Origin of the sequence: Butyricimonas sp. (assembly GCF_019423355.1) — a bacterium.
GTDB lineage: Bacteria > Bacteroidota > Bacteroidia > Bacteroidales > Marinifilaceae > Butyricimonas > Butyricimonas faecihominis.
Window position 1 is genome coordinate 153,253 of sequence record NZ_JAHZBP010000009.1, and the last position, 25,898, is coordinate 179,150.

Genomic DNA, 25,898 nt, shown 5'->3' on the forward strand with positions numbered 1-25,898 from the left:
TGCAAATTGATGTTTTATTAAATAATTTTTTATGAAAAAGAGACTATTGACGTTGATCTTTACGTTGTTCGTGGGAACCTTTTCGGTTTTCGCTCAAATGTCTGACCCGACAAGTTGGACGTTTTCACAGAAGAAAACCGGGGATAACGAATACGCTTTAACCTTTAAAGCAACCATTCAACCCGGGTGGACGGTTTACTCCATGTCAACCCCGGCAGGTGGTCCCATGCCTACATCAATTACCATTGAGAAAGTGGGAGAGGGAATCGAATTAGTGGGTACGGCCGAGGAGAGTGAACCAAGTAAAAAGCATGATGATGTTTTCGGAGTCGATGTGTGGTATTATTCAAATAATTACACCATAACCCAAAAGATCAAAGTTACCGATCCTTCCATTACTACCGTGAAAGGAAGCGTTGAATTCCAGGCTTGTCAGGAAGGTGCTTGTGTGCCGGGAGAGAAGGACTTCGCGATTGAGTTGGGTAACAAAGGTGCAGATAAAGCTACTGTTGCTGCTGCCGATGAAACGAAGGATGCAACCGAGGATGATTCCTTGTGGTTGTTCTTCTGGGTGGCTTTTGGTAGTGGATTACTGGCAGTTGTGATGCCTTGCGTGTTCCCGATGATCCCGATGACGGTGTCATTCTTCATGCATGGGGATAGTAATAAAGCAAAAGCAAAGGCAAAAGCTATTTTCTTCGCCTTGTCTATCGTTGGTATCTATACCGCTTTAGGATTGATCATTTCGTTCTTGTTAGGACCGGGATTCATTAACTGGTTGAGTACGAACTGGCTGCCTAATATTTGTTTCTTCATTATATTTATGATCTTCGCTGCATCCTTCTTTGGTGCGTTCGAGATCGTGTTACCGTCTTGGTTGGTAAATAAATCGGATAAACAAGCTGATAAAGGTGGTTACATCGGAGCTTTCTTCATGGCATTCACGTTGGTATTGGTGTCATTCTCTTGTACCGCCCCGATCGTTGGAACCGTGTTGGTAGAGGCTGCACGCGGATCTGTATTACGTCCGATCATCGGTATGTTAGGATTCTCTATCGCTGTGGCATTGCCTTTCGGATTCTTCTCTTTCTTCCCTTCAAAATTAAGCAATCTACCGAAATCAGGAGGTTGGTTAAATGCGGTGAAAGTTGTATTAGGATTCGTGGAGGTTGCCCTTGGATTCAAGTTCTTGATGGTAGCAGACCAAACTTACCACTGGGGATTGTTAGACCGTGAGGTTTACATCGCTATCTGGGTAGCCGTGTTCACGTTACAAGCATTGTACTTGATGGGTAAAATCAAATTCGCTCACGATAGCGATTTACCATATATCGGAGTACCTCGTTTGGTGATGATTATTATTACCATGTCATTCGTGATCTATTTGATCCCGGGTATGTTCGGGGCACCGTTGAAAGCTTTGGCCGGATATTTCCCGCCACAAGAAACGATTGACTTCGATATTAACCGTATTGTGCGTGACAACGCGAAAGAGATCATGAAGAGTGGCGTGCAGGTAGGTGGAACACAAGGAGCTGCTAGTGCCGCATCCAACGAACCTGTAAAATACTCTGATTTCTTGCACTTGCCCCACGGGTTGGATGGTTATTTCGATTATGACCAGGCATTGAAAGCCGCACAAGCTCAAGATAAACCCTTGTTCATTGATTTCACCGGTCACGGTTGTGTGAACTGTCGTGAGATGGAACAAAGCGTTTGGTCTGATCCTCGTGTGCTTGAAATGTTGAAGAATGATTATATCATCGTGGCTCTTTACGTGGACGATAAGACCAAATTACCAGCAGAAGAGGTTTACGTGTCAGAGTATGACGGAAAGAAGAAAAACACGCTTGGAAAGAAGAATACAGACTTCCAGATCAAGCAATTCGAGTCGAACGCTCAACCGAACTATATTTTGTTAGATAGCCGTAAAGGTAACGAGAAAGTATTGAAACCGCATGTATTACAACCTGCTAGAGGTTATAATAAAGATCGGGATGCTTTCGTGAAATTCTTGCAAGACGGTTTGAAAGAGTATAAAGCTCGTGCCGGAAAGTAATCTATCGAATTGATCAGATATTTGAAAGCCACCTCGAAAAAGGTGGCTTTCAATTTATATACTTTAGATATTACGGGTTTTCCCGTTAACGGTCAATTTGCCCACTTGTAACAAGGACGGGAGGCAGAATGATATAACCCCGATAGCTAATATCACGAGCCCACCAATAACGAACGTGTTTGTAATCCCCACGTGATCGGCAATAAACCCGGTACTCATTAATCCGAGCATGGAGGGAAGCATACTAAGGCTCATGTATATGGAAAATACTCGTCCGAGTATTGCCGGGTTGATTTTCGTCTGGATAACGGCTGTGAACGAGGCAAAGTATAATGACCCGATCACGCCTTCAAATGCGGTAAACACGACGAACCAAACAAAGGCATTGGGAGATAGTAGGCCAGATGCCGTGAATCCGGCTCCCAAGAGGATATATGTCAGGTTGATCAGCGTGATTTTGTTGATCTTGTATTGTTTGATACTCAAGGCAACTCCCCCCAATAGGGCCCCGACTCCCCAGATGGCTTCAATCAGACTCATTTGGAAAGCATCTCCCGAAAAGTGATTTAGGGTCATTAATGGGAAAAGTACGCTGACTGGCATGATAAAAAATGTGGCTATGATCGAGAGGATTAACAATAATGGCATTCCCCGGTGGCTGACAACCTCCCGTTGAGCCTCTTTTAAGTCTTGAAGGACATTGTTTTCTCCCGCGTGTTCACCGGGTGGTGGGTTCGGTATTTTGACGAAAGCCAGCGAGGTACAGGCGAGTATGGCTCCGATCACGTCGAGCATAAGCACGACAGGCATGGCCAGCGTGGTAATGGCTAGGGCGCCTAAAGCTGGTCCGGCTATATTACAGGCAGAATTGATCATCTGGTTGATCCCGGCGATTCGTAATAATTGAGATTCTGGAGCGAGTAACGGGATAGATGCTTGCATCGAAGGAGCATGGAAAGCCGAACCTATCGATCGGAGTGCCAACAATAGATAGATTTGCCAAACTTCCGCTTGTTCGAAATAAAATAAAAAGGCTAGAATAAGTGTGCAGAAAGCAATGAAACTGTCAGACAGGATCATGATTTTCTTCCTGCTCCACCGATCAATAAATACTCCGGAGAACATACCTAAGATGCCTTGCGGTAACATGGTGGCAATCGTGGCGAAAGCCAAAGTTTCTGCCGATTTAGTTTCAAAGGTTAGCCATAAAATGATGGCAAAATTAACGAGAGAACTGGTCAGTATGGAGAAAAACTGTCCTGTCCATATAATTGCGAATACCTTTTTCCAGTTATTCATGGTAATTTTATATCAATGTTAAAAGTGAGAAAACAATACCTTGATACTTCCCGGTTAGGAGGAAAGCTTTAAAAAAGTCCGGAGGAATTTTTCCGGGATTAAATTAGGCACGAACCCGATGCGGAATGCCCATGATGAAGTTTTGAAATCTCATAAATGGTATTGTATGTAATTTCTACAAATATATGAATCTGTAAAGAATAATCCTAAAAAATAATCGAAAATATCAAGAGGTGTACGTGATTGTGTATAATTGCCGTGATACGAATAGATTATTTTTCTACCTTTGTACGAGTTGCGTGTCTGTGAAGGCCGAATAGAATGATAATTCGTGTAAAATCTTGATTCATGGAAAGTAATCCTCAACTGGAATTGGCATATGACTTTTTGGAATATACGGGAGTGAACGTGTTTCTTACAGGAAAAGCGGGAACGGGAAAAACTACGTTTCTGCGGGAATTGAAACGGAGATCACCCAAAAGGATGATTGTGGTTGCTCCCACGGGAGTGGCGGCAATTAACGCGGGTGGGGTGACGATCCACTCTTTCTTCCAGTTGCCGTTCGGGCCATACGTGCCGGGAAGTACGGATACGGTGGAGCGAGGGGAAAAATTGCAATACACCCATAAATTTAACCGGGAAAAGATCAATATTATCAAGATGATTGATTTGCTGGTGATTGACGAGATCAGTATGGTACGGGCAGATTTGCTGGATGCGGTGGATGATATGTTGCGTCGTTACCGCTCCAAGAACGAGCCTTTCGGTGGGGTGCAGTTGTTGTTGATCGGTGATTTGCAGCAGTTGGCTCCCGTGGTGAAAGAGGACGAGTGGGCGTTGTTGAAACAACATTACGCATCGGCGTTCTTTTTCCATAGTAAGGCTTTGGCAGCAACCCGTTACGTGGCAATCGAGTTGAAACACGTTTACAGGCAACAGGATCGGGAATTCGTGGACCTGTTGAACCGGGTACGGGAGAACCGGGTGGATGCCGCGGTGTTGGGGATGTTGAACCGGAGGTATGTACCGGGCTTCAAGCCTTCGGATGACGAGGGGTATATCACGTTGACAACACATAATCATCAAGCACAAAGGATTAACGACGTGAAAATGGCAGAATTATCCACTAGGGCTTATTCGTTCAAGGCAGAAGTGAAGGATAATTTCCCCACTTATTCTTATCCCACGGAGGAGACGTTGGTGCTGAAACAAGGGGCGCAGGTGATGTTCGTGAAAAATGATTCATCGCCGGAAAAGCGTTATTATAATGGGAAAATCGGTAAGATCACGGCTATTAATGACCGTTCCATCGAGGTGGTAGGAAAAGAGGATGGCCTGAAGATTCAGGTGACCCCGGAGGAATGGACGAACACGAGATACACGTTAGACGAGGAGACTCGGGAGATCACAGAGACGGTGGAGGGAACCTTTAAGCAATACCCGTTGAAAACGGCGTGGGCGATTACGATTCATAAAAGCCAAGGATTGACGTTTGAACGGGCGATCGTGGATGCCAATGCAGCATTTGCTCACGGGCAGGTGTACGTGGCATTGAGTCGTTGCAAGACGTTCGAGGGACTTGTGTTAAGTTCCCCGGTAACCGTGCGTTCGCTGGTGAGTGACGGGGCAATAGATGAATTCGTGCGGGAGGCGGAACAGAAGGAGCCGAATAAGGAGGAATTGCAACAGGCCCGGCAGTCTTATTTCAGGGAGTTGTTGCTGGAACAATTCGATTACGAGACGATCCGGTGGAGGTTACATTATTTGTACCGGGTGTTGGATGAGCAGTTGCGTCGGTTGTATCCCGATTGGGTGGAACGTTACCGGGTGGCGGGAGCCAAGTGTGCGGAGGAATTGTTGGCGGTGGCGGAACGGTTTCAGAACCAGTTGGAACGGTTGATGCCGGAAGAAGGGAATTACGAGGCGGACCCGGTGATCGCGGACCGGGTGAGGAAGGGGGCGGAATATTTCCGGGAACATACGATGTCTATTTTTGGAAAATTCTTGGAAGAGGCTATTCCGGAGATTGATAACAAGGAGGTGAGGAAGTTGGTGGAACAAAATATGGAACGTTTTCGGGGAGAGGTGAACTTGAAACTTGAAACGTTGAAAGTGATCGGGAACGGTTTTTCTGTAAAAGATTATTTACGGGCGAAGGCGAAGGCGTTAATTGATGCCCCGAAGGTGAAGATTAAGGCGAAACGTGCCGGAGCGGAAAAAGTGGAGATTTCTCCTGATATATTACACTCGAAGTTATATGAAACTCTTCGTGCTTGGAGGAACAAAGAGGCTGAACGATTGAAATTGCCCGTGTACACGGTATTGCAGCAGAAAGCTTTGTTGGGAATCAGTAACACGCTGCCCACGAATTCAAAGGAATTGCTGGCAGTTCCCGGAGTTGGGAAAAAGATCGTGGAACGTTATGGGGCTGTGTTACTGGATATGGTGGATGAGTTCCGCTTTCAACAGAAGTAAGGATATTTTTTGAGTGAATTTGTTTGTTTCTCGAATTTATATATATTTGTATCTAACTAGAATGTAGGGTGTTTGTTAATTAGATATAATGGATAGGGAGATTCAGAATTTTATTAATGGTGTAAACCGTAAGGATGCTAAGGCGTGGGAGAGAATTTATATGGATTATTATTCTCCTTTGTGCCATTATGCGATGAAAATTTTGAATAACCGAGAACAGGCCGAGGATTTGGTGCAAGGAGCAATTATTAAATTGTGGGAGTCTCCTTTATGTTTTGAGAATATTGCCGCTTTTAATGTTTATTTATACCGTACGGTGAACAATAATTGTTTGAAAGAAATACGGGATAAAGAGCGGGAAGACAAGCGCTTGAAAGAATGGGCTTTTTTTACGGATGAAATAGAATCCGAGTCATTGTCGGCTGTAATGTTTGAGGAGGTGATTAGGAAATTGCGGAAAGTGATTGAAGAAATGCCTCCTAAACGACGTGAAGTCATTCTATTGAGTATGAAAAGAATGACGAATGATGAGATCAGCTTGAAATTGAATATCTCCCAGAATACGGTGAAGAAGCACAAAAAGGAGGCTTATGCGGTTATTAAGGCTGCCGTGAAATCAGATTTGTTTATATTTTCAATCTTTTTTTGAAAAAAATGTATTTTTAGGGTACCCGTTTTTCTTTTTGGGGATTTATTAATAGAAATAAAGCCTCAATGAGATGATGGACGATTTAAAAATATACGAAAGGTTATCAGATTTACTCTATAAGGATTTACTTGGGATGACAAGTAAAGAGGAGAAACAGGAATTAGATTCTTTATGTGAGGAGTATGGAGTGAAAGAAATGGATCGTGATAAGATCGTGGCTCGTTTGCAAGGAACGGATGATTTTGATGGTAGAGAGGCATATCGGAAATTCAAAATATTAAAAAAGAACGCGAGAAAAACATTCCGGATCGGATGGTGGGTTTCTACGGCCGTTTCGATTGTCGTTTTGTGTATTATCGGATGGTGGATGAATAATAAACCAGAACAGATTAACAAGGTGGAACCAGTTGTTGCAGAAGTTATTTGTCCGGGGCAAAGTTGTGCGGTAATAACATTAGCAGACGGAAAACAGGTTTCTCTTGAAGAGAATATTCAAGAATTGGAGGAGAGTGATGGGACGATATTGCGTTCCGAATCCGGTACTTTGGTTTATAAGGCAAATCTGTATAATGAGACGGCAGAGGTCATGTATAACACCGTGACGATTCCTCGTGGTGGAGAGTATTGTTTGGAATTGGCAGATGGTACGAAAGTGTGGTTAAATGCAGAGACTGAATTGAGATTTCCTGTAAATTTTTCGGGTAAAACGAGGGATGTTTACTTGAAAGGAGAAGCTTATTTTCAGGTGAGTAAGGATGAGCTACATGCATTTCAAGTGCATACTTCAATGGGAACTGTGGCCGTTTTAGGTACAAGTTTTAATGTACGGGATTATGCCGATGAGCAAAAGGTTGTAACTACATTGGAGATGGGGAAAGTGATGTATGTCTCCGGAGAAAACAAAAAAGAGATTATCTTGACTCCGGGTTTTCAGGTGCAAGAGGAGAAAACCGGGGAAATTAAAATGAAGAAGGTGGATGTTATGCAGTATGTTGGTTGGCGGGAAGGAAAATACGTGTTTGAAAATACTGCGTTGGTGGATATTATGCGAACATTAGAAAGATGGTATGATATAGATGTCGTGTATGTTGATCCAGTGGTGAAAGATTATCATTTCACGGGTGATCTGGAACGTTACGAGAGTATAAATGTATTTTTGAATTTTATTGAAACGGGTGGAGATGTAAAATTTAAGACGGAAGGAAAAACGATTATAATCGGTAAAAAATAAATACGGGTGTTTGTTGGCACTAGACCCGTATTTATCAGGTGAACATTAATAAATTAATGAAACATTACAAAGGTATGAAAAAAAATTGTTTCTATGGGCGTGGTGTGCCCTTTCATTTGAAAAAATGCTTGTTAATCATGAGGCTATGTTTATTTTTTATGTTGGTGTTACAGATCGGGGTATCAGCTTCCGGTTATACTCAACAGCGGGTGTCTTTATCCATGCAGGATGTTACGCTTGAACACGTGCTGAAAGAGTTGAAGAAACAGACTGGCCTTCGCTTTTTTTACAGTGTAGAAAAAGTGAGGTCTGAGCAGAAAAAAGTGGTAAATATTGAGAATGATGTTCTTGAAAATGCATTGAGGTCGGTGTTGATGGGAACTGGTTTGACATTTACGATTATGAACGATGTAGTCGTGATTAAGGATGAGGTGGTTGCTACTGCAGATTCATTACAAAAAGGGCAACAATTACTGAAGGGAATTGTAAAGGATAAGGCAGGGGAACCTTTACCCGGAGTGACCATTTTGATAGAGGGGACTACAATCGGGTGTGCAACAGATATTGATGGTAAATATTCTCTTACATTGCCCGGTGAAGTGAAGGGCGTAGTCCTAGTATTTCGATTTGTAGGAATGGAAACGAAAAAAGTTTCTATGGATGAGGTGAAGGATAAAGAGATTTTGCAAAGGAAGAAAGAGTTAGTGGTCGTTTTAGAGGAACAGACGGAAAATTTAGATGATGTGGTGGTGACTGGTATTTTCCGTAGGAGCAAAGAGTTAGCGACAGGAGCTTCCGTAACAGTGACCGGTGAACAGCTGAAAATGGTAGGGAATCAGAATATTTTGCAAAGTCTTCGTACGCTAGATCCTTCGTTTAAAATCGTGGAGAATAATTTGAACGGTTCAGACCCGAATGCCTTACCGGAGATCGAGGTACGCGGTGCGAATGGAATACCGGATCTTGATGCAAATTATAAAGGAAATCCGAACCAGCCGTTATTTATTCTGGATGGTTTCGAAGTATCGTTACAGCGAGTTGTCGACTTGGATCCAAACCGGGTGGAAAGTATTTCAATATTGAAAGATGCTTCCGCAGCCGCACTTTATGGTTCTCGTTCTGCCAATGGTGTGATTGTTATCGAAACAAAAGCCCCTGAGATCGGAAGATTGAGATTGAGCTATAATGGAGATTACGCTGTGGTGATGCCTGACCTTACAGACTATGATTTGTTAAATGCGAGAGAGGCTCTTGAACTTCAAAAGGATGCGGGACATTTCGAGGGGCGTTCATTGAGTAATGATATTGAAATGAAAGAATATTACAACCGAATGCTGAAGAATGTAATGGAAGGAGTAGATACGTATTGGTTAAGTAAACCGTTGAGAACTGCTTTCGAACATCGTCATAATTTCGAGTTGAGTGGTGGGGATAAGGTGATACGTTATGGTATCAATTTTTCAGTACGGATGACACCGGGAGTGATGAAAGGATCAAGTCATAATAATTATATGGGAGGTGTTTTCTTGCAATATCGTAAAGGAGGTCTTCTTTTCAAGAATGATCTTCAAATTACAGCTAATGAATCGAAAAATTCTCCTTATGGGGAGTTTAGTCAATACGTGTCATTGAATCCTTATGTCCGTCCGTATGATGAACAAGGCCGTCCAGTGAAATTGTTTGATGATAAATATCCTGACTTTTTGGAAGGATCACAATTTAACAAGAATCCTCTTTATAATGCAACTCTTCATTCCGTGGATGAAGAAAAATATACTGATTTCACAAATAATTTTTCTATTGAATGGACGATTTCGGAGAATCTGACATTGATGGGACGTTTTAGTTTGACGAAACAATTTAATTCTTCAGATCTTTTTTATTCTGCATCACATACGATGTTTGAAGAATTGGGCGATCCGATAAATTCTCCAGATGAGTTTTTAAGAAGGGGAAAAGCTTCGTTTTCCAATGGAGAAAGTTTTAGTATCTTGGGAGACCTGAATTTGCGCTATGGACAATCTTTTGGCAAACATAATATTTATGCTGTAGTTGGTTTAAATGCTTCTCAAAGTAAAAATCATGATAAAACAGTAGATGTGGAAGGTTTTCCGAATGATAATATGAGTAGTATTGCTTTTGCGAAACAATATTATAAGGATTCAAGACCGGAAGCGACTTATGGTATTCAACGTCTGGCTGGAATTTTGGGGACATTCAACTACTCTTATGACCGACGTTATTTGTTTGATTTTTCGTTGAAAGTGGACGGATCATCTAATTTCGGTTCCAATAATCGGTTTGCTCCTATTTGGTCTTTGGGAGCGGGCTGGAATATCCATAATGAATCTTGGATGGAGAAAATGGCAGCAATAAGTATTTTGAAATTACGTTGTTCTTATGGTATTACCGCTTCCCAGAATTTTGCACCATTTCAAGCTACTTCAATGTATAGTTATGAGACCGGACGGCATTATGCAGGATTGATTCCTGCTTGGCTAAAAGGAATTGGAAATAAGGATCTAAAATGGCAGACAACTCATGTGTTGAATTTGGGGTTGGAATTAGGATTTGTGGATAGTCGTTACATGATAAACATCGATTATTATCAACGTCGCACGGATAATTTGTTGGCAGACGTTACTATTGCTACTTCAACGGGATTTTCAAGTTATAAGGAAAATATCGGGGAGACTGAAAATCGGGGATTTGAGGCAACCGTGAAGGCGATGTTTATTAAAAGACCTCAAGATCAGATTTACTGGAGTGTGAATGTTTCCGCTGCTCATAACCGGAATAAAATTACGAAAATCAGTAATTTCATGAAAAAGCGTAACGAGGAGGTGATTAAAAAAGCAGAGGAGGAAAACCAGTCTGCTCCTGTTATTCTTTATGAAGAAGGGCGTTCTTTAACAGATATTTATGCTGTTCGTTCTTTAGGTATTGATCCGGCTACGGGAAATGAACTTTACTTGACAAAACAGGGATTAACGACATTTACTTATAATTCGTTTGACCAGGTTGCTGTGGGAAATACCCGTCCGGATCTTGAGGGTATTATCGGAACTTCTCTAACCTATAAAAATTTAACGTTTAGTGCTAATTTCCGATATAAGATTGGTGGACAGATCTACAATTCTACCTTGGTGGATCGAGTAGAAAATGCTGATCTTTATGGGAATGTGGATCGTCGTATTTATGATGATCGTTGGCGGAAAGAAGGGGATCAATCGCTTTATAAAAGTATTTTTGATAAAACAACTACTCGCCCGACAAGCCGTTTCGTGCAAGATGAAAACGTGTTCACCTGTGAATCTGTGAGCCTGGGTTATGATATAAAGCATAAAGGTATTCTTCGTACGTTAGGAATGGAGCGATTGAGAGTAAATGCTTATATGAATGATATTATGCGACTTTCTACTGTTCGCCAAGAAAGGGGTATTAATTATCCGTTTGCCAATAGAATTGCGTTTTCTTTAAGCGCAACATTTTAGAGATGAGCAGTATAATATAAAAAGATATAGAGATGAAAAAAATAATGAAAACTGCCTACCTATTTGTATTGATCCTGGGTGCATTTATGTTCACCGGATGTGAGGATTGGTTTGATGTGTCATCTGATATAGATGCGAAAGAGGACGATTTGTATAAGACAGAGAACGGTTATTTTGACGCTTTAATTGGTGTTTATGCGAAGATGGCCGGAACGTCGTTGTATGGTGATCAAATGACTATCAGTACAATGGATTTATTAGCGTATAGTTATGTGTTGCGGGATGGTGCTCCTGAGATTTACACCTCTTTTGCAAATTTTGATTACAAGACAGCCGATACTGAAAAAGTAATTGCTTCTATTTGGGAAGGAATGTATAATGCGATAGCTAATGATAATAAATTGTTGGAACGTTTGGAAAATGCTGATCGAAAGATTTTTGACGATGACAATTATGATTTGATTAAAGGGGAAGCATTGGCGTTGAGAGCATATTTGCATTTTGATTTGTTGAGAATGTTTGGGCCATCGAAAGCGCTAGATAAGGGAGAGAAGTGTATACCTTACGTGACTACTTTTGGCCAGGGGAATACCGCATATAGTACATTTGATCAGGTTATTGAAAAGGTGCTGGCTGATATTGATGCTGCAATTCCATTGTTTGATAAAGACCCAATATGGACCCCCATGGAGACTCCTTCAAATGTTTATCTGGTAAATCGGAAAGTTCGTATGAATGCTTTTTCGGTGCGGGCGTTGAGGGCTAGAGTTATGTTGTATGCCGGAAAAACAGATTCAGAAGTATATGATTTTGTAAGTGAGCTTATGGATACACTCCAGACTAATATTAATTATCCTCGTTTAACAACTTCTCCTCAAGATATTGATAAGGATAAAATTATTTCAGGAGAGTTACTTTTTGGTCTTTACGTGGATAAGTTATCTAATGTGGCTTCGGGGTATTTCCCTTCTGTTACAACAAGTAAAGAGTTAGGAAGTACGAAAGAGAAATTAGATGTTATTTTTGAAGCGGATAAGTACAAAATGTCTGATGTTCGTTATGAGTTATTGTTCGTAACGGAAGAGGGGTTACCAAGAATGCGTAAATTTCGTCAAGAACAGACCGATAACCAGAGGTCTAGAAATCAAATGCCGATGTTACGCTTATCTGAGATGTATTATATTGCCGCAGAGACGGCTCCGGATGTGGAGACTGCCTTGGTTTATATCAATGCAATAAGAACGGCTCGTAGTTTACTGGGGGTGGAATTAAATACAAAAGAGGAGGTTATAAGTTATTTGGATACCGAGTATCGGCGGGAAATGCTTGCGGAGGGACAAATATTTTATCGGTATAAATATCGGAATTTAGAGAATATTCCGGATTGCGAAATAAAGATCGCCGATAAGTTATCAGAAGTTTATAGATTCCCGTTGCCACAACAAGAACAGGAGTGGGGACAGAAATAATAGTAACCTTGTAAATGACGAATATTATGAATAAGATATTAATACTTTTGTTCTGCTCGTTGATCTTTGCTTGTAGTCAAGGAGATGAGTTCGATTTTAAAGGAGGTAATAAGATTTATGTGGCTTCAGGAGATAGTACTACCTTTTCGTTTGCCGTAAAACCACAAGAATATATGGTTCACGAGATTAAGGTCCCCATTCGTGTAACGGGAGTTGCGACTTCGGCAGATCGTATTGTGACGGTAGAATTAGATAAAGAACGTACGTTATATGCAAAGGAGGGAACTCCTGAAAATGGAGGGCATTTTACGATAGAAGAATGTGTTCTTCAGAAGGATAGTGTGAATAGTGTGATTGTTATTAAACTTTATCGGGATCATATAAAGAGTACGTTAAAAGAGCTAGGAAAGGAAAATGAGGACATGACTGTTGGTATAAATATTGTTCCTACTGGTGATTTTTTAGGTGAAATGGGAGAAGATGAGTTGTGTTTTATCGTAACATTTAATGATCGTTTGACAATTCCTTCTAATTGGAATAGCTTGAAAACTTATTTCGGAGAACCTAGTTTGGTAAAATATCAATTTATTATTGATGTGCTTGGTATTTCGGAATTTCCGACCACGGGAGATAATAAGTATGAAGCAGGTGAGTTATATTATTTCCAAGATGAATTACGAGTAGCCCTCGTGAAATATAATAATGAGCATAAGGATAATCCATTAACAGATGAAAATGGAAATAGAGTTACGTTCTAACCAGATAATATACAGAAAATGAAAAAATATATGTTTTTGTTAGCTATCCTGTCGATATTGCAGGCTGGATGCTACGAGGATAAAGGAAATTACGATTACACAACGGTGGACGAAGTAACCATAGAAGGGGAGTACGAGCTTGTTTATCGTTTGAAGATGGGGGAACGGTTGTCGATCCCTATGACATTGGAACTAAATGGTTTTGACGAATCACAATTAGAGTTTAAGTGGGAGTTTGCGATCCAGAATAAATTGAATCCGGAGTATCATTTACTTTCAACAAGTAAGGATTTTGATGAAGAAATTACATTGGCTCCGGCAAATTATGATTTACGATATTCAATTATGAATACAGCGACTGGGCTTACAACTTATAAACGTTTTAATGTTGAGGTAACGGACGCAATCAGTAAGTACACTTATTTATTATTGTGTAAGGTTCCGGGTACGACGAATGAGTATGATCTTTCATCTGCGAATGAGTTTTCCCGAATAGGAGAACCCCTGTATAATCTTTATTCAAAGACGAATGGTAAGAATATTCAAAATGCTAAATCTTTATTTTATTTTGCCACCTCTTCCAGTCCTTATTATGATAATTGCTTGGTGTTGAAAAATGACGGAGCTGAAAAGTTGAGTCCTTTTGATTTGACATGGGTTGCCGATCAATCAGAGTTATTTTTTGAACCAAAGGCAAGTTGTGATATTGAGTTTTTACTCACGGATAAGAATTTTAGTCAGTATTTTATTGTAGCTGATGGAAAACTACACTTTTGTACAACTCGCTATACTCCGTATAAGTTTGGTGTGGAAAAGTCATTACCGGATAATTCTGATTATTATATTTCGAATTATGGTTATTTCTATGATTATTATGGTTCAAAATATGTATTTCTAGATCGTAAAGGTGGACGCTTCTTATTATGGGAGAATGGTGCGATGAATTTAAGTATCGTATCTAGTAACCAGTATTATACTATAGGAGAATTAAAAGATTTTTCCACGCTTTATATGGGACAAAGTTGTAAAAAGACTCTTTTTGCACTTATGAAAGATCAGGCGGGTAAAGTACATAAATATGACTTTGGGACTGATTATACAAGTGGTTATCCATATAAGTATGTTGTACTTGGACATTCGGTGATTCCGGATGAGGTTGAATTGGATAAAACTTCCGCTGTGTATCCGCATCCTAATAGCGAGAATATATTTTATGCCGTGAAAGATAAAATATGGTTGTTGAATACGGCTACGAATACCCGAATATTGTTCCATGATTTTAAAGATCCTGATGTTAATGTAGTAGAGATGCATATCAAGGATGCGTATGCTTACATGATGTTTATAGCATTGAATAAAGGGGATAAAGGGTATGTTTATCGTTTTTGGATCAGTTCTAATGGAATGCCTCAAGATCCAGCAGAGGGACTGTTCCCATTACCGAAGGAGGATGATATGATTGTACCTTATGAAGCTATGGGACCATACGATGAAATTGTTGATATGGAATATAAGAGTAAAACTTGGTAGTGGTTAATGATTATAAAAATCGGTATTTCTTAAAATATTTGTTTGGGGAAATACCGATTTTTCATATCAATTGCTTTCTTTTGTATATGCATTTTATGACTAAATACACGTGATGATGAATGATATTATCGTGGGAATCGGAGAGGTTCTTTGGGATGTGTTTCCGGAAGGAAAAAGGATTGGCGGTGCTCCTGCTAATTTTGCTTATCATATGTCGCAATTCGGTTTTGATAGCCGGGTGGTGAGTGCTGTGGGGGAAGATGTGTTGGGAGATGAGATTCTGGAAAATTTTAACGGGAAGGGGCTACGCTATTGGGTGGAACGAGTGCCTTTCCCGACGGGTATCGTTGAAGTTACGCTGGATGGAGAGGGGATTCCTTGTTACGAAATAAAACAGGGCGTGGCGTGGGATAACGTACCGTACACCCCAGAACTTGATCGATTGGCTTGTCAGGCTCGTTGTGTTTGTTTTGGGTCTCTGGCTCAGCGGAATGTGGTAACTCGTACAACGTTGAACCGATTTTTGGAGGCCATGTCCGGGGAGGCATATAAAGTTTTTGATATAAATCTTCGTCAGCATTTTTACACGGTAGAGGTTTTGAAAGATTCTTTGGCCCGGTGTAATATATTGAAGTTGAATGATGAAGAATTGGTTATTTTATCCGATTTATTAGAATTGTCGGAAGAATCGGTAGAAAAGAGGTGTAGGGAGATGATGGATCGGTTTGATCTGGAGGTGTTGATACTTACGTGTGGGGTGCAGGGAAGTTACGTGTTTGCGGGCGATATACGGTCATTTTTGGATACCCCTCATGTGAAGGTGGCAGACACGGTGGGAGCCGGGGATTCTTTCACGGCAGCATTTTGTGCTGCGGTTTTGAAAGGGAGATCAATGGTTGAGGCTCATCGTTTTGCCGTGGAGGTTTCCGCTTTTGTTTGTAGTCAGACGGGGGCAATGCCAATGTTGCCCGATGAGTTGAAAAGGTGGCTTTAATTCTGTCAGAATAACGAGGGATCACGTCTGAGGCTACACGTGGCTCGATCTTTTATGATGTCGTCATCGTTTACCTGTCCAATGAGTTTCGGGGAGGCGGGATCATGCTTTTGTAGGTTACGGAACGGTTTGTGTTTGGCTGTGTTAGCATAACAATAGAGGCAGCCATTGAAACAGGTGTCGTAGGTGCCGATGTCTATACTTTCAATACAGCGACAAACGTCTCGTTGGTTTTTATCTTTCTGTGCGGAAATCGGGTAGCCTGTGAGTCTTTCTATTAATTCCCGGTCAATACACATTCCGGCAGGAATTCCCATATCGGAAAGGTCTACTTTCCGGGTACAGGTGTTTAGTTGAATTGGGGTCGAGGAGATGGACTGCCGGAAAGAATATGCCATTTCCCGGATCTCTTCCAGTGTAAGCGGGTGTATATTCTGGGAAGAGAGGGACGGACGGATATGTTTGTAATAGTCAATAAAGCTAATCATACATTTTTCGGTGTGATCTTTGAGCTGTGTGGCAATTTTGAAGAAAGTAGTTTTGTGAAAATCCGTGTTATAGGTTTCGTTTGTCAAGATCGGGTCGTAACGCCAGATGACCTTTTCTTTCCCGATGAGGTCGGAGAGGCGTTTGAAGGTGTCTATTCTTTGTTCGAAAGAAGGTAGATTGGTTTCAATTTCTTTTCCGTAAGCGTTAAGTGTGAATTGAAAGTAATATTTGAACTCTTTTAGATGGTTAAGTTTATCAAGCATCGGAGTCGGATTTTTGGTCCAGAATACAATACAGTCCACCACGTCTGGCGTTAGTCTGACCCGGCTGATTTGTTTCGGGTTGAAGGGGTTCGGAACAAGAACGTGTTTCTCCCGAACACGGTTAAAAAACCATGTTGAGTAGAATGAGGGGATGTCTGTTCTTCTGCTTGCACTGATGATCATATGGTAAAATTACGTTATTCCGGGGTATAATACAAGGGAATGAGGATAAATAGTTGTAATCGTTCTTTCACAAGAATGTAATCGTTCGGTAATATTACAAGCTTTTCTTTGTGGCGTCAAATGAAAAGAAAAAAGATTATGAAAGAGTATTTATTAAAAATGAGTAAGTGGTGTTTTGTTTTTGCCATGTTGGTTGGAGTGTTGGCTTGTTCAGATGATGATTCAATTAATACGAATTTGTATTCGGGGACGGATATAAGCTCTTATGCAACAATAAAGGCCGATAAAGAGTCTAAGAAAACCAGTATTGAAATATTAAAAGAGGGAGAGTGGAAAGTGTATGGCGGGGAAAATAGTAATTCTATTCTTTTTGATGAACCTTTGTTACAAGGAAATACGAAGGGAACGACAGAATTGAACACGGGAAAATATCAGCTCTATTGCTTGGAATGGGCCGGTGGAGCTAGAACGGCCTTGGGATTAAGACAATTGCCGATGGTGGGACAGTCTAATTTCCGGGATCTGGGAGGTTATAAAACGAAGGATGGACGCCGGGTGAAGTGGGGATTGGTGTTCCGTTCAGGAAAATGTAACAGTCTCACGGAAGATGATTTAGCGTATTTGGCAACGATCCCCTTAAAGACTGTGATCGATTTCCGTTCAAGTAGCGAACAAGAGGCAGAACCGGATAAGGTTCCCACGACAACTGTGAATTGTATTAATTATCCGATCGAACCCGGAAATTTGTCTTCCATTGATGTTTCGGATGTTATCAGAAGAGGGGATGTGGAGGGGGCTAAACAATATCTGGTAGACGGGAACCGGGAGTTTGTAATCAGTTTTCAGGCAGAATACAAATCTTTCTTCAAGACGTTGATGGAGGCAGACAAGACTCCGTTAATGTTCCATTGCACGGCTGGAAAGGATCGGGCCGGATTTGCGGCAGCCTTGTTTTTGGCAGCTTTAGGTGTTGACCGAGAAACGATCATTGAAGACTATATGTTGACAAATGAGTTGACGGGTGTGACGATGGAGGCAATGAAAGCTCTATACGGGGATAATAAGATGGCAGAATGTATGTATTATATTAGTTCCGTGCAGAAAGAGTATATCGAAATGGCATTAACCACGATAGACGAGAATTATGGCGGAATGGATAAGTTTTTAGTGCAGCAGTTGGGGGTGGATGTGGAGAAACTTCGTAAGTTGTATCTGTATTAGAATTAGGTGTTTTTGTGTTGAGACAGGTTCAAATATGAACCTGTTTTTTATTCATTCTGTTTCATGCATCCCTCCTGATGTTTGTGATAAATTACGTTAGTAAAACACGAGATTCCGTTAAAAATTATATATTTGTAAATATTTACTTGGCGTTTAGTGAATAAATTGGGGATCATTATGAAATATTGTTTTTTATTACTCTGTATTTTTTTTTCATTAGTTGTGGATGCTCTAGATTACCGGGTGGTTTCACGTGGTTCTCTTCATGTTCGTTCCGGTGCGGGAAGCGAGTTTGATGTGATTGGAAAATTAGCTTCTAAAGATACGGTCCACGTGTTGAAAATGGAGGGAACATGGGCGCAAGTGGAGTTTGATGGAAAACAGGCTTATGTCAGTAAAAAGTATATTATGCCGCTTAGGGGAACGAAACAACAATCTGCTGACGACTTTTTTCGTGGATTATGGGGATTGTTTAAACAGGGACCGATTAGTTATTTGCCTTTACTGATTCTATTGACGTTATGCTTTACTTTGCTGGTTCGACGGATGTTTCGTGATTCTCTGGAAATAAAATGGATTGTGGGGGGCTTCGGACTTGTAGCTATCGGCGTCATGGAACTTATTTTTTTCTTCGGTTACAATGGTTTACCGTGGTTCTGCTTTCCTGATGAGGTCGGTTGGCTTTGGACGGTTGTCAACTTTTTTCTATATGGTTTTGTCTTGTTAAAGCAACTTCTATTAAATCTTCAAGTTATTCGTGAGATTTGCCATGAATCCGGGTATAATTTGAGCGTGGGTGTTTATTCCTATGTCGTTGTGGTCATTTTGGCGATTATTTTTTACTTGGCTGATGTGGATATGGGAGTGTATTTAATTTGTGGATTCTTGGTGGCTCAGGGCGTGCAAATTGTGATGAACTACTTTATAATCCGGAATTTCTGGAGAGCCTCGATTGTCTCTATTTTGTTTCTTTTGGGATCGGTTTCGCTCATCGCTTCTTCCATTTTTTTTATTGGCGTAGTTATTTTACTCGCTATCGGTTTGTTCATAGCGGGATCGGGAGATAGGCATTATTATGTTGTGTATCGTTATTAAGTTTATTATTTCTTGATTGAGGAGATGATTAACATCATGGGACGTCGTAACTCGTCACGCATACCCGGAATGGAATCCAAAAGAGTTTTATCTGGTTCAGGTTCCACGAGTCCGGTGATTTCGAAACCGTTTTGGATAAGCCCATTTACATAGGTGGTTAGTGTCTTGTGGAATTTGGTCACGTTTTCGCCCAAGAAAATGGCCTCTCGTTTTCCTTCCGAGAAATAGCGGTCTACCGGCCAGTGGAGGATGTTTCCTTGCTCGTCATAGTACCAGTCTTGACTGCCGTAAGCCGTGAACACGGGATGCTCGACGGAGAAAATAAAGGTGCCACCGGGAGTGAGGCATCGGCGTACCTTCTCGCAAATATCCGGAAATGATTCCAAATAATGAAAGGTTAGAGAACTGATGACGATGTCATAGCTCTCTAGCGTGTAATCGAAGTCTTCGATCGCCATACATTTGTATTCGATGCAAGGAGAGTTGTTTCGTTTGGTGGCCTCTTCCAACATTTTGTGTGAAAGATCAATTCCCAAGGCGTGGACTGCGCCATGTTCAATAGCATATTGACAATGCCACCCGAAACCACAGCCTAAATCCAGTACTCGTTTCCCTTGGAAGTCCGGGAGTATTTTTTGTAATGCGTGCCATTCTCCGGCTCCTTTTAGGCCATCCATGGAACGGGACATTTGACTATATTGATGGAAGAATTTCTCGTCATCGTATTTATTTTCTTTCATGATAAAGTATAATTTCTCTGCGAAAGAGATAGGTGTGTTTACATTTACCGGATAAAGTTTGTCATTATTTTGGTTTCAGTTTCCGGGGTTGCAAGTGTATCTTTTGTTTGCTCTCTCATTTTCAGTAGCCATGCCATGTTTTTCCCAAGTACTCGCATGATTTGGTTTCCTTCTGCATCTTGAATGGCCTCTCCGGCTTTCAACCCGTGGATGATGTTCCAATAATTAGATGAGGGAATAAGCATTTCAGAATACGTGAGATAATGATACAGCCCGTCAAGTGTGTGCGAACCTCCTGAACGACGAACAGCAACAATTGCTGCACCGACCTTGTGACGGAACCAGTTGCCATTAGCCCCGGAAACGTAGAATGCCCGGTCGAGAAAGCATTTCATGGTTCCGGCGATACCGGAAAAATGAACGGGTGAACCTAGGATAATGCCGTCAACGTCTTTGATCTTTTGTAGTAGTTCGTTGAATGAGTCGGTTGTGATTACGCATTTCTCGTTTTTGTTCCGGAAACACATATTGCATCCCATGCACCCGTGAATATTCTGGCTCCCGACTTGGAGTATTTCAAACTCTATGTTTTCTTTTTTTAATTCCTCACCAATGGTTTTTAAAGCATGGAAGGTGTTCCCCTGTGGGTGGGGACTTCCGTTGATTGCTATTACTTTCATGTGTTTTTTTGTTTTTGATTGCTGTTGTCTTGTACGTGTGTTTTTGATAAATGTTCGGATTATTCCCTTGCGCCTGCTGCGTATTGTCCGGGACAGATGTCCATGACTTCCCGGTCGGGTTGGATGAGGGATCGTTCGTATTGGCATTTCCATTGTATGCTGCGGTCAATACCTTGTTCCGAGATCCCGTCGATGGTTTCCCCGTCCTTGATAGAAGCGTCCGTGTCGAAAATGTATGCCGTGGCGTTGTAGGCATGGTTAACCACGGCGTTAGGATCCAAATCGTGGAAATGGTATTGGATGTCGGGTAAACCGATAGCGTATAGCCCGAGCGTGTCCACCATCATGTCGTTCGTGTTTTGTATGTTGAAAAAACGGATGTTCATCCCGAAATGAAGAAATCGTGTGGGAGCGGCCCACGGGTTGTTTAAAACCTGTTCACGGGTTAGCAGTTTGCCGCTTGAGGGAGTCCACACGGCAACACAGTCCGGAAATAGTTCGAGGGTAGTTTCCAGCCATTCCGTTAACATGGCACAACGTTCTTTATAAGGGAGACCGGAAGCCATGAAGTCGGAAAGCATGATTTTATATTTGCAATTGGCGAGAATCTCGTCTTTTTCCGGGCAATCCCATAGCTGGCTGCGTTGCATCAAGTCGATATTGTTTCCGTCGAAGTTTTCGAAGTCGGACATCAATACTTGTGCGGGCAGGCGTTGCTTATCCTTGTATTCCACGATGTATTTCCAGATAGCAAAAGTTGAGAGGGAATCCTTCACGTTGGCTACTATATCTACCTTTTCGAATTTGGATAATAATGCCTTTTGGATCTTCTTCCCGTCGGGGCGGGTACCTTTTTCGGTAAATAATAAATATATTTGGAATAGCGTCTGGAAACTTCCTTTTTCATCTAGGTTTTGGCGAAATACTTTCTGATCTTTTTGTTGATCGTCCATGTGCTTATATTGTTTAAATGGTTAGAAACTTTATTTACAAACATACGGATTTTTAGTGGAAGTTCTCGCTCCTTGTGTCTTGAAAATGTGATGAGGATAGAGCTTTTAATGGCGGATGGTGATCGCTTGAGGGTTTCGGGTCGAAAGTACTTATTCATCAAGCAGTTCCTCGTATAAATTGTAAAGTCTTTCCCGGAGATAGAGAATGGCGTATCGTTTCCGGGAAATAAGGGTGTTGACGGGAATGCCAGTACTTTCTGATATTTCCTTGAATGAAAAGTTCTGTAATTCATTCAATTCGAATACAACGCATTGTTCATCGGGAAGTTCTGCCAAAGCTTTGTCAAGTTCTTCCCAGACCAATGAGCGCATATATATTTTTCCGGAGAATAGTCCACATCAAAGAGACATTCGGATACTTCTATTGTAGACGCATGAGAAATAATAATATTTTAAATGTTCTCGTTTTTTTTGAATAGAAATCTGTAAAGTGCTATTTTTACGTATTAAAATTCGAAGAATATGAAATACGAGTTGAATGATAAGCCGGGGATTTTACCCATGTTGATGTACGGGTTGCAGTGGTGGATTGTCTCTCTCCCTTGTGTGGTGATCATGGGAATTATTGTGTCGCAACTTCATTACACGGATGTGGCAGAACAGACATTTTATTTGCAAAAATTGTTCGGGATCATGGGGATAGCGATGATTGTACAGGTGTTGTGGGGACATCGGTTACCGCTGATCATCGGGCCGGCATCGGTGTTGCTAATTGGGATTTTGTTTACAGTGTCGTCGGGGATTCCGGCTGTTTACACGGGGATTATGGTGGGCGGTTTGGTTTTGACCGTGCTGGCATATAGCGGGTTATTGGGGAAGTTGCAATTCGTGTTTACGCCTCGTATCGTTACGGTGATCTTGATTTTGATCGCTTTCACGCTGACACCGGTGATCTTGAAACTGGTGTTGGGAGATGCGGTACATACCTTGTTTAATTTGTTTTTCACGCTGGTGATGGTGCTGGCTTTGGTGATCGGGAATAAATTATTACGGGGAATATGGAAGTCAACCACGGTGTTATGGGGAATTGTGGGGGGAGTGTTGGTGTATTATGGGGTGTTTGGTTTTCCGATGTTGCCTTCAACGGGAGCCGGGATAATGCCGGAACAAGCGACTGTTTTTAATTTCCCATTGAACTTCGAGGCGGGGACGATTCTGGCCTTCTTATTTTGTTATATAGCTTTGATTGTGAACGAGCTTGGTTCGATACAAGCCGTAGGACATATGTTACAGGCTGATCAAATGGATCAGCGTACCACACGAGGTGTCGGGATCGTAGGAGTGACGAACGTCCTGTCCGGTTTGTTCGGCGTGATAGGCCCGGTGGATTATTCCATGAGCCCGGGGGTGATTTCTGCCACGGGATGCGCTTCTCGCTATACCTTGTTACCTGCCGGGGCCGGGTTGATTTTGTGTGCTTTTTTCCCTTCTGTTGTGGGAATGCTGGTGACGATACCGGGCGTGGTGATGGGTGCGATTTTGCTCTACTTGATGGCAACGCAATTGGCCGCCGGGTTACAGATGTTGGTGAGGGAGAAGGCGATCACGGATTTTGATAGCGGGGTAGTCGTGGGGCTGCCGTTGATGGTTGCTTTGTTGTTGTCGTTTGCCCCGGAGGGAGTGTTGAATCTGATACCTTCTTTGTTCAAGCCGATCGTGGGGAATGGTTTCGTGATGGGGGTGATTACCGTGTTGATCATGGAACACTTGATCTTTAAGAAAAAATAACTTGTGACGGAAGTGTTTCGTATATAATAGAAAAATAGAAAATAGGATGAAATTAATTTATATATACCATAGTGGTTTTGCCTTGGTGGGAGAGAATTTTACGGTAATCATTGATTATTATAAAGACTCGGCATCGCAACTGTTGACGGGAGTTGTACATGATGAGTTGCTCGAACGACCCGGAAAATTGTACGTGCTGTCCTCTCATTCTCATGCTGATCACTTTAACCCGGAGGTGTTGGAGTGGAAGGTGATGCATCCGGACGTTCAGTATGTTTTTTCAACGGATATTCTTGAAAATGGGTTGGCTCGATTGAATGATGCTTGTTATTTATCAAAAGGCGAGACTTGGTCGGATGGGGTGTTGGAGGTAGAGGCCTTCGGATCAACGGATTTAGGTATTTCTTTCCTTTTACGGCTGGATGGGAAATTGATTTTTCATGCCGGGGATTTGAATAACTGGCATTGGAAGGAGGAATCGACAGAAGAGGAAGTTTGTGAGGCGGAAAATACTTACTTGGCAGAATTGGAGATACTTGCCCGGAGAACAGACCGGATGGATCTTGTGATGTTTCCCGTTGATCCCCGGTTAGGACTGGAATATATGTTGGGAGCCAAGCAATTCGTGGATCGTTTTCGTGTGGGGATGTTTGTTCCGATGCATTTCGATGAAGAGTATGTCCGTGCCAATGCTTTTCGAGAATATGCGGAAAGCCGGGGCGTGCGTTTCGTGGAATTGACTTACAGGGGAGAAGAGGTTAAAATTTAGAGCTTAGAATGGGTAAATTTCTTCAATCTAAAATTATAAATTAAAAATTAATATATGGAAGTAAAGGGTAGATTTGATCATTTCAATTTTAATGTACTTGATTTGGATAAGAGTATTCGCTTTTACGAGGAAGCGTTGGGATTAAAGGAGGTACGCCGGATGGAGGCTTCGGATGGTTCGTTTATTTTGGTGTATATGGGGGAAGAGAAGACGGGTTTTCTATTGGAATTAACTTGGTTGAGGGATCGCAAGGAACCCTATGATCTAGGAGAAGGGGAGTTTCATCTCTGTATGCGTGTTCCCGGAGACTATGATGCTGTCCGAGCCTATCATAAGCAGATGGATTGTGTGTGCTACGAGAACACGGACATGGGACTCTATTTTATCAGTGATCCGGATGGTTATTGGATAGAGATTTTGCCGGAGCAAAAATAATATGTTCGAGTACGAGAATATATAGAAAGGCATTTATTTGGCGAAAATTAAGCTGTATGGCTATTTGTTTGCATGATGAATCAAATTAATTACTATCTTTAATGAAATTTTAAATGTGCAAACTTATGGATAATGAATGCGTGTATTTTTATTGTGTGACTGGAGATTCAGGGCAAGTAGCCATTGAATTAAATCGAATGCTTGATTGTTTTATACATTCACGAGAATTTGATGGGAATCGTTGGAAATACGTGTTGAATGATCGAAGCGAGGTGAAGTGTCAATTGCTTGACAAAGAGCGTGAACCCGAGGAGGTGAGCAAACATACGTCTGAATTGGTGTCTTATTTTGAGCGTGTCCCGACTCAAAAAGAGGAGGTGAAAAGTTCTTTGCTTTTTCAAATCAAGGTGTTTACCACGGTATTGAAAGTTGAATATAAGCGTGGCGACAGGAATCGGGAGAACATGATGTGTGATGTATTATTCCATATGGCAGATAAATTACAAGGACTTTTGCTTTTCCCGGACATGAGTTTTTACTCGGGAAAACGGGAATTAGTATTTAATGACGAGGGGAAGAGCGACCTTGTCACGTATGGTCCTATGATTAATACAGATTTCTTTATGAAGAAATTTTTCATGACGGATGATAGCGAGAACAAAGAACGTCGGGTTCGTACGATGAAACGCTTGAAGGATGAGAAGGTGGCTTTTGAAAATTTAGAACCGATGGAAGTAGATTACACGCGATACGGAATTAGAATAGAAGAGAGCGTGATCGGTCGAATTATGGCCATTGTTTCAACCGGTTCTCATGCGTTCTGTGCATTGAATTTCGGTGAGGAAGGTGTGGAAACGTGGTGGAAGCAGATTCACGATATGGAAGAGGATGGATTCGAACCTCTTAAAAATTGTGTACAGGAGGAAAAGGATTATTTATTTTCGAAGAATAATGAGGAGAATGATCATCTACGTTTTTTTTGGCAATTTGAGGAATGTAATGTTTTCATGTGGAGTTTGGGATTGATCAAGAATATGTCATTTCCTTCCGAGCATTGCGAGGTGGTAAAAATGCTGGAAGTAATGGATCTGTTTTATGCGACTTCGTCTAAAATTGATTGGGAAACGGGTTTTCCTAACCGGAAGGGGCGAAGGGAGATCATGGATGAAGCTGATGTGACATTGCATTATCTTTTGGCGTGTGTAGAAGCTATGGATAAGAACAAGAAAATGCCTCGAAATATTGATACCGATATTGCAATGCACCGAAATCATGCTTTTAATTGGTTGTTAGGAATTCAACCAGAGTGGGACGTGATTTGATG

At 41.5% G+C, this 25,898-nt stretch carries 20 protein-coding genes and 1 pseudogene; 15 read left to right on the forward strand and 6 right to left on the reverse strand.

Annotated features, from left to right (window positions below):
- The first annotated feature begins 31 nt into the window (after nucleotides 1-31).
- On the forward strand, nucleotides 32-2,059 hold the full coding sequence (locus QVC79_RS13170) for a protein-disulfide reductase DsbD family protein (RefSeq protein ID WP_118304776.1): 2,028 nt from the start codon (nucleotides 32-34) through the stop codon (nucleotides 2,057-2,059).
- A 63-nt stretch (nucleotides 2,060-2,122) separates the two neighbouring features.
- Here the strand turns inward: QVC79_RS13170 and QVC79_RS13175 are convergent, their stop codons facing one another.
- Nucleotides 2,123-3,358 (reverse strand): MFS transporter, encoded by a 1,236-nt coding sequence (locus QVC79_RS13175; protein WP_270592794.1) that lies wholly within the window; start codon nucleotides 3,356-3,358, stop codon nucleotides 2,123-2,125.
- A gap of 348 nt (nucleotides 3,359-3,706) precedes the next feature.
- On the opposite strand from QVC79_RS13175, the gene QVC79_RS13180 reads away from it, so the two are divergent.
- The 8 genes from QVC79_RS13180 (at nucleotide 3,707) to QVC79_RS13215 (ending at nucleotide 15,958) form a co-directional block, all read left to right on the forward strand.
- Nucleotides 3,707-5,833 (forward strand): HRDC domain-containing protein, encoded by a 2,127-nt coding sequence (locus QVC79_RS13180; RefSeq protein WP_270592796.1) that lies wholly within the window; start codon nucleotides 3,707-3,709, stop codon nucleotides 5,831-5,833.
- A gap of 88 nt (nucleotides 5,834-5,921) precedes the next feature.
- Entirely contained in the window at nucleotides 5,922-6,482 is a 561-nt protein-coding gene (locus QVC79_RS13185; protein WP_124318375.1) for a sigma-70 family RNA polymerase sigma factor, read from the forward strand.
- A 70-nt stretch (nucleotides 6,483-6,552) separates the two neighbouring features.
- Entirely contained in the window at nucleotides 6,553-7,713 is a 1,161-nt protein-coding gene (locus tag QVC79_RS13190) for a FecR family protein (protein ID WP_124318374.1), read from the forward strand.
- 137 nt (nucleotides 7,714-7,850) lie between these two features.
- A complete protein-coding gene (locus tag QVC79_RS13195; RefSeq protein ID WP_270592799.1) occupies nucleotides 7,851-11,207 on the forward strand; it encodes a SusC/RagA family TonB-linked outer membrane protein in 3,357 nt (1,118 codons plus the stop codon).
- A gap of 32 nt (nucleotides 11,208-11,239) precedes the next feature.
- Complete coding sequence (locus tag QVC79_RS13200) at nucleotides 11,240-12,676, forward strand: RagB/SusD family nutrient uptake outer membrane protein (RefSeq protein ID WP_124318010.1); 1,437 nt, start codon at nucleotides 11,240-11,242, stop codon at nucleotides 12,674-12,676.
- Nucleotides 12,677-12,702: 26 nt separating this feature from the next.
- A complete protein-coding gene (locus QVC79_RS13205) occupies nucleotides 12,703-13,434 on the forward strand; it encodes a DUF4843 domain-containing protein (RefSeq protein WP_124318487.1) in 732 nt (243 codons plus the stop codon).
- A gap of 18 nt (nucleotides 13,435-13,452) precedes the next feature.
- Nucleotides 13,453-14,964 carry a PKD-like family lipoprotein gene (locus QVC79_RS13210; RefSeq protein WP_124318017.1) on the forward strand — a complete coding sequence of 504 codons (1,512 nt, stop codon included), beginning with the start codon at nucleotides 13,453-13,455 and terminating at the stop codon, nucleotides 14,962-14,964.
- Between the two features lie 115 nt (nucleotides 14,965-15,079).
- Entirely contained in the window at nucleotides 15,080-15,958 is an 879-nt protein-coding gene (locus tag QVC79_RS13215) for a carbohydrate kinase family protein (protein ID WP_270592803.1), read from the forward strand.
- Nucleotides 15,959-15,963: 5 nt separating this feature from the next.
- Here the strand turns inward: QVC79_RS13215 and QVC79_RS13220 are convergent, their stop codons facing one another.
- Entirely contained in the window at nucleotides 15,964-16,893 is a 930-nt protein-coding gene (locus tag QVC79_RS13220; RefSeq protein ID WP_270592805.1) for a DUF1848 domain-containing protein, read from the reverse strand.
- Nucleotides 16,894-17,031: 138 nt separating this feature from the next.
- On the opposite strand from QVC79_RS13220, the gene QVC79_RS13225 reads away from it, so the two are divergent.
- Nucleotides 17,032-18,114, forward strand: coding sequence for a tyrosine-protein phosphatase (locus tag QVC79_RS13225; protein WP_270592806.1), 1,083 nt, complete (start codon nucleotides 17,032-17,034; stop codon nucleotides 18,112-18,114).
- Nucleotides 18,115-18,291: 177 nt separating this feature from the next.
- Nucleotides 18,292-19,209, forward strand: a complete 918-nt coding sequence (locus QVC79_RS13230; protein ID WP_270592807.1) for an SH3 domain-containing protein — start codon at nucleotides 18,292-18,294, stop codon at nucleotides 19,207-19,209.
- 5 nt (nucleotides 19,210-19,214) lie between these two features.
- Here the strand turns inward: QVC79_RS13230 and QVC79_RS13235 are convergent, their stop codons facing one another.
- From QVC79_RS13235 to QVC79_RS13250, 4 genes and pseudogenes are all read right to left on the reverse strand, one after another.
- Complete coding sequence (locus QVC79_RS13235; RefSeq protein ID WP_270592808.1) at nucleotides 19,215-19,949, reverse strand: class I SAM-dependent methyltransferase; 735 nt, start codon at nucleotides 19,947-19,949, stop codon at nucleotides 19,215-19,217.
- Nucleotides 19,950-19,993: 44 nt separating this feature from the next.
- Nucleotides 19,994-20,629: a flavodoxin family protein gene (locus QVC79_RS13240; RefSeq protein ID WP_270592809.1), complete on the reverse strand. Its 636-nt coding sequence runs from the start codon at nucleotides 20,627-20,629 to the stop codon at nucleotides 19,994-19,996.
- Between the two features lie 59 nt (nucleotides 20,630-20,688).
- Nucleotides 20,689-21,582, reverse strand: coding sequence for a DUF4261 domain-containing protein (locus QVC79_RS13245; RefSeq protein ID WP_270592810.1), 894 nt, complete (start codon nucleotides 21,580-21,582; stop codon nucleotides 20,689-20,691).
- 150 nt (nucleotides 21,583-21,732) lie between these two features.
- Nucleotides 21,733-21,983 (reverse strand): annotated as a pseudogene (locus QVC79_RS13250) (sigma factor-like helix-turn-helix DNA-binding protein); the annotation flags it as partial.
- A 121-nt stretch (nucleotides 21,984-22,104) separates the two neighbouring features.
- Between QVC79_RS13250 and QVC79_RS13255 the strand changes: the two are divergent.
- The 4 genes from QVC79_RS13255 (at nucleotide 22,105) to QVC79_RS13270 (ending at nucleotide 25,896) form a co-directional block, all read left to right on the forward strand.
- Nucleotides 22,105-23,370, forward strand: a complete 1,266-nt coding sequence (locus tag QVC79_RS13255; protein WP_270592814.1) for a uracil-xanthine permease family protein — start codon at nucleotides 22,105-22,107, stop codon at nucleotides 23,368-23,370.
- Between the two features lie 46 nt (nucleotides 23,371-23,416).
- A complete protein-coding gene (locus QVC79_RS13260) occupies nucleotides 23,417-24,139 on the forward strand; it encodes an MBL fold metallo-hydrolase (RefSeq protein ID WP_270592815.1) in 723 nt (240 codons plus the stop codon).
- Between the two features lie 54 nt (nucleotides 24,140-24,193).
- Nucleotides 24,194-24,574 (forward strand): VOC family protein, encoded by a 381-nt coding sequence (locus tag QVC79_RS13265; protein WP_124316362.1) that lies wholly within the window; start codon nucleotides 24,194-24,196, stop codon nucleotides 24,572-24,574.
- A gap of 125 nt (nucleotides 24,575-24,699) precedes the next feature.
- Nucleotides 24,700-25,896, forward strand: a complete 1,197-nt coding sequence (locus tag QVC79_RS13270; RefSeq protein WP_164719596.1) for a DUF4272 domain-containing protein — start codon at nucleotides 24,700-24,702, stop codon at nucleotides 25,894-25,896.
- The last annotated feature ends 2 nt before the right edge of the window (nucleotides 25,897-25,898 follow it).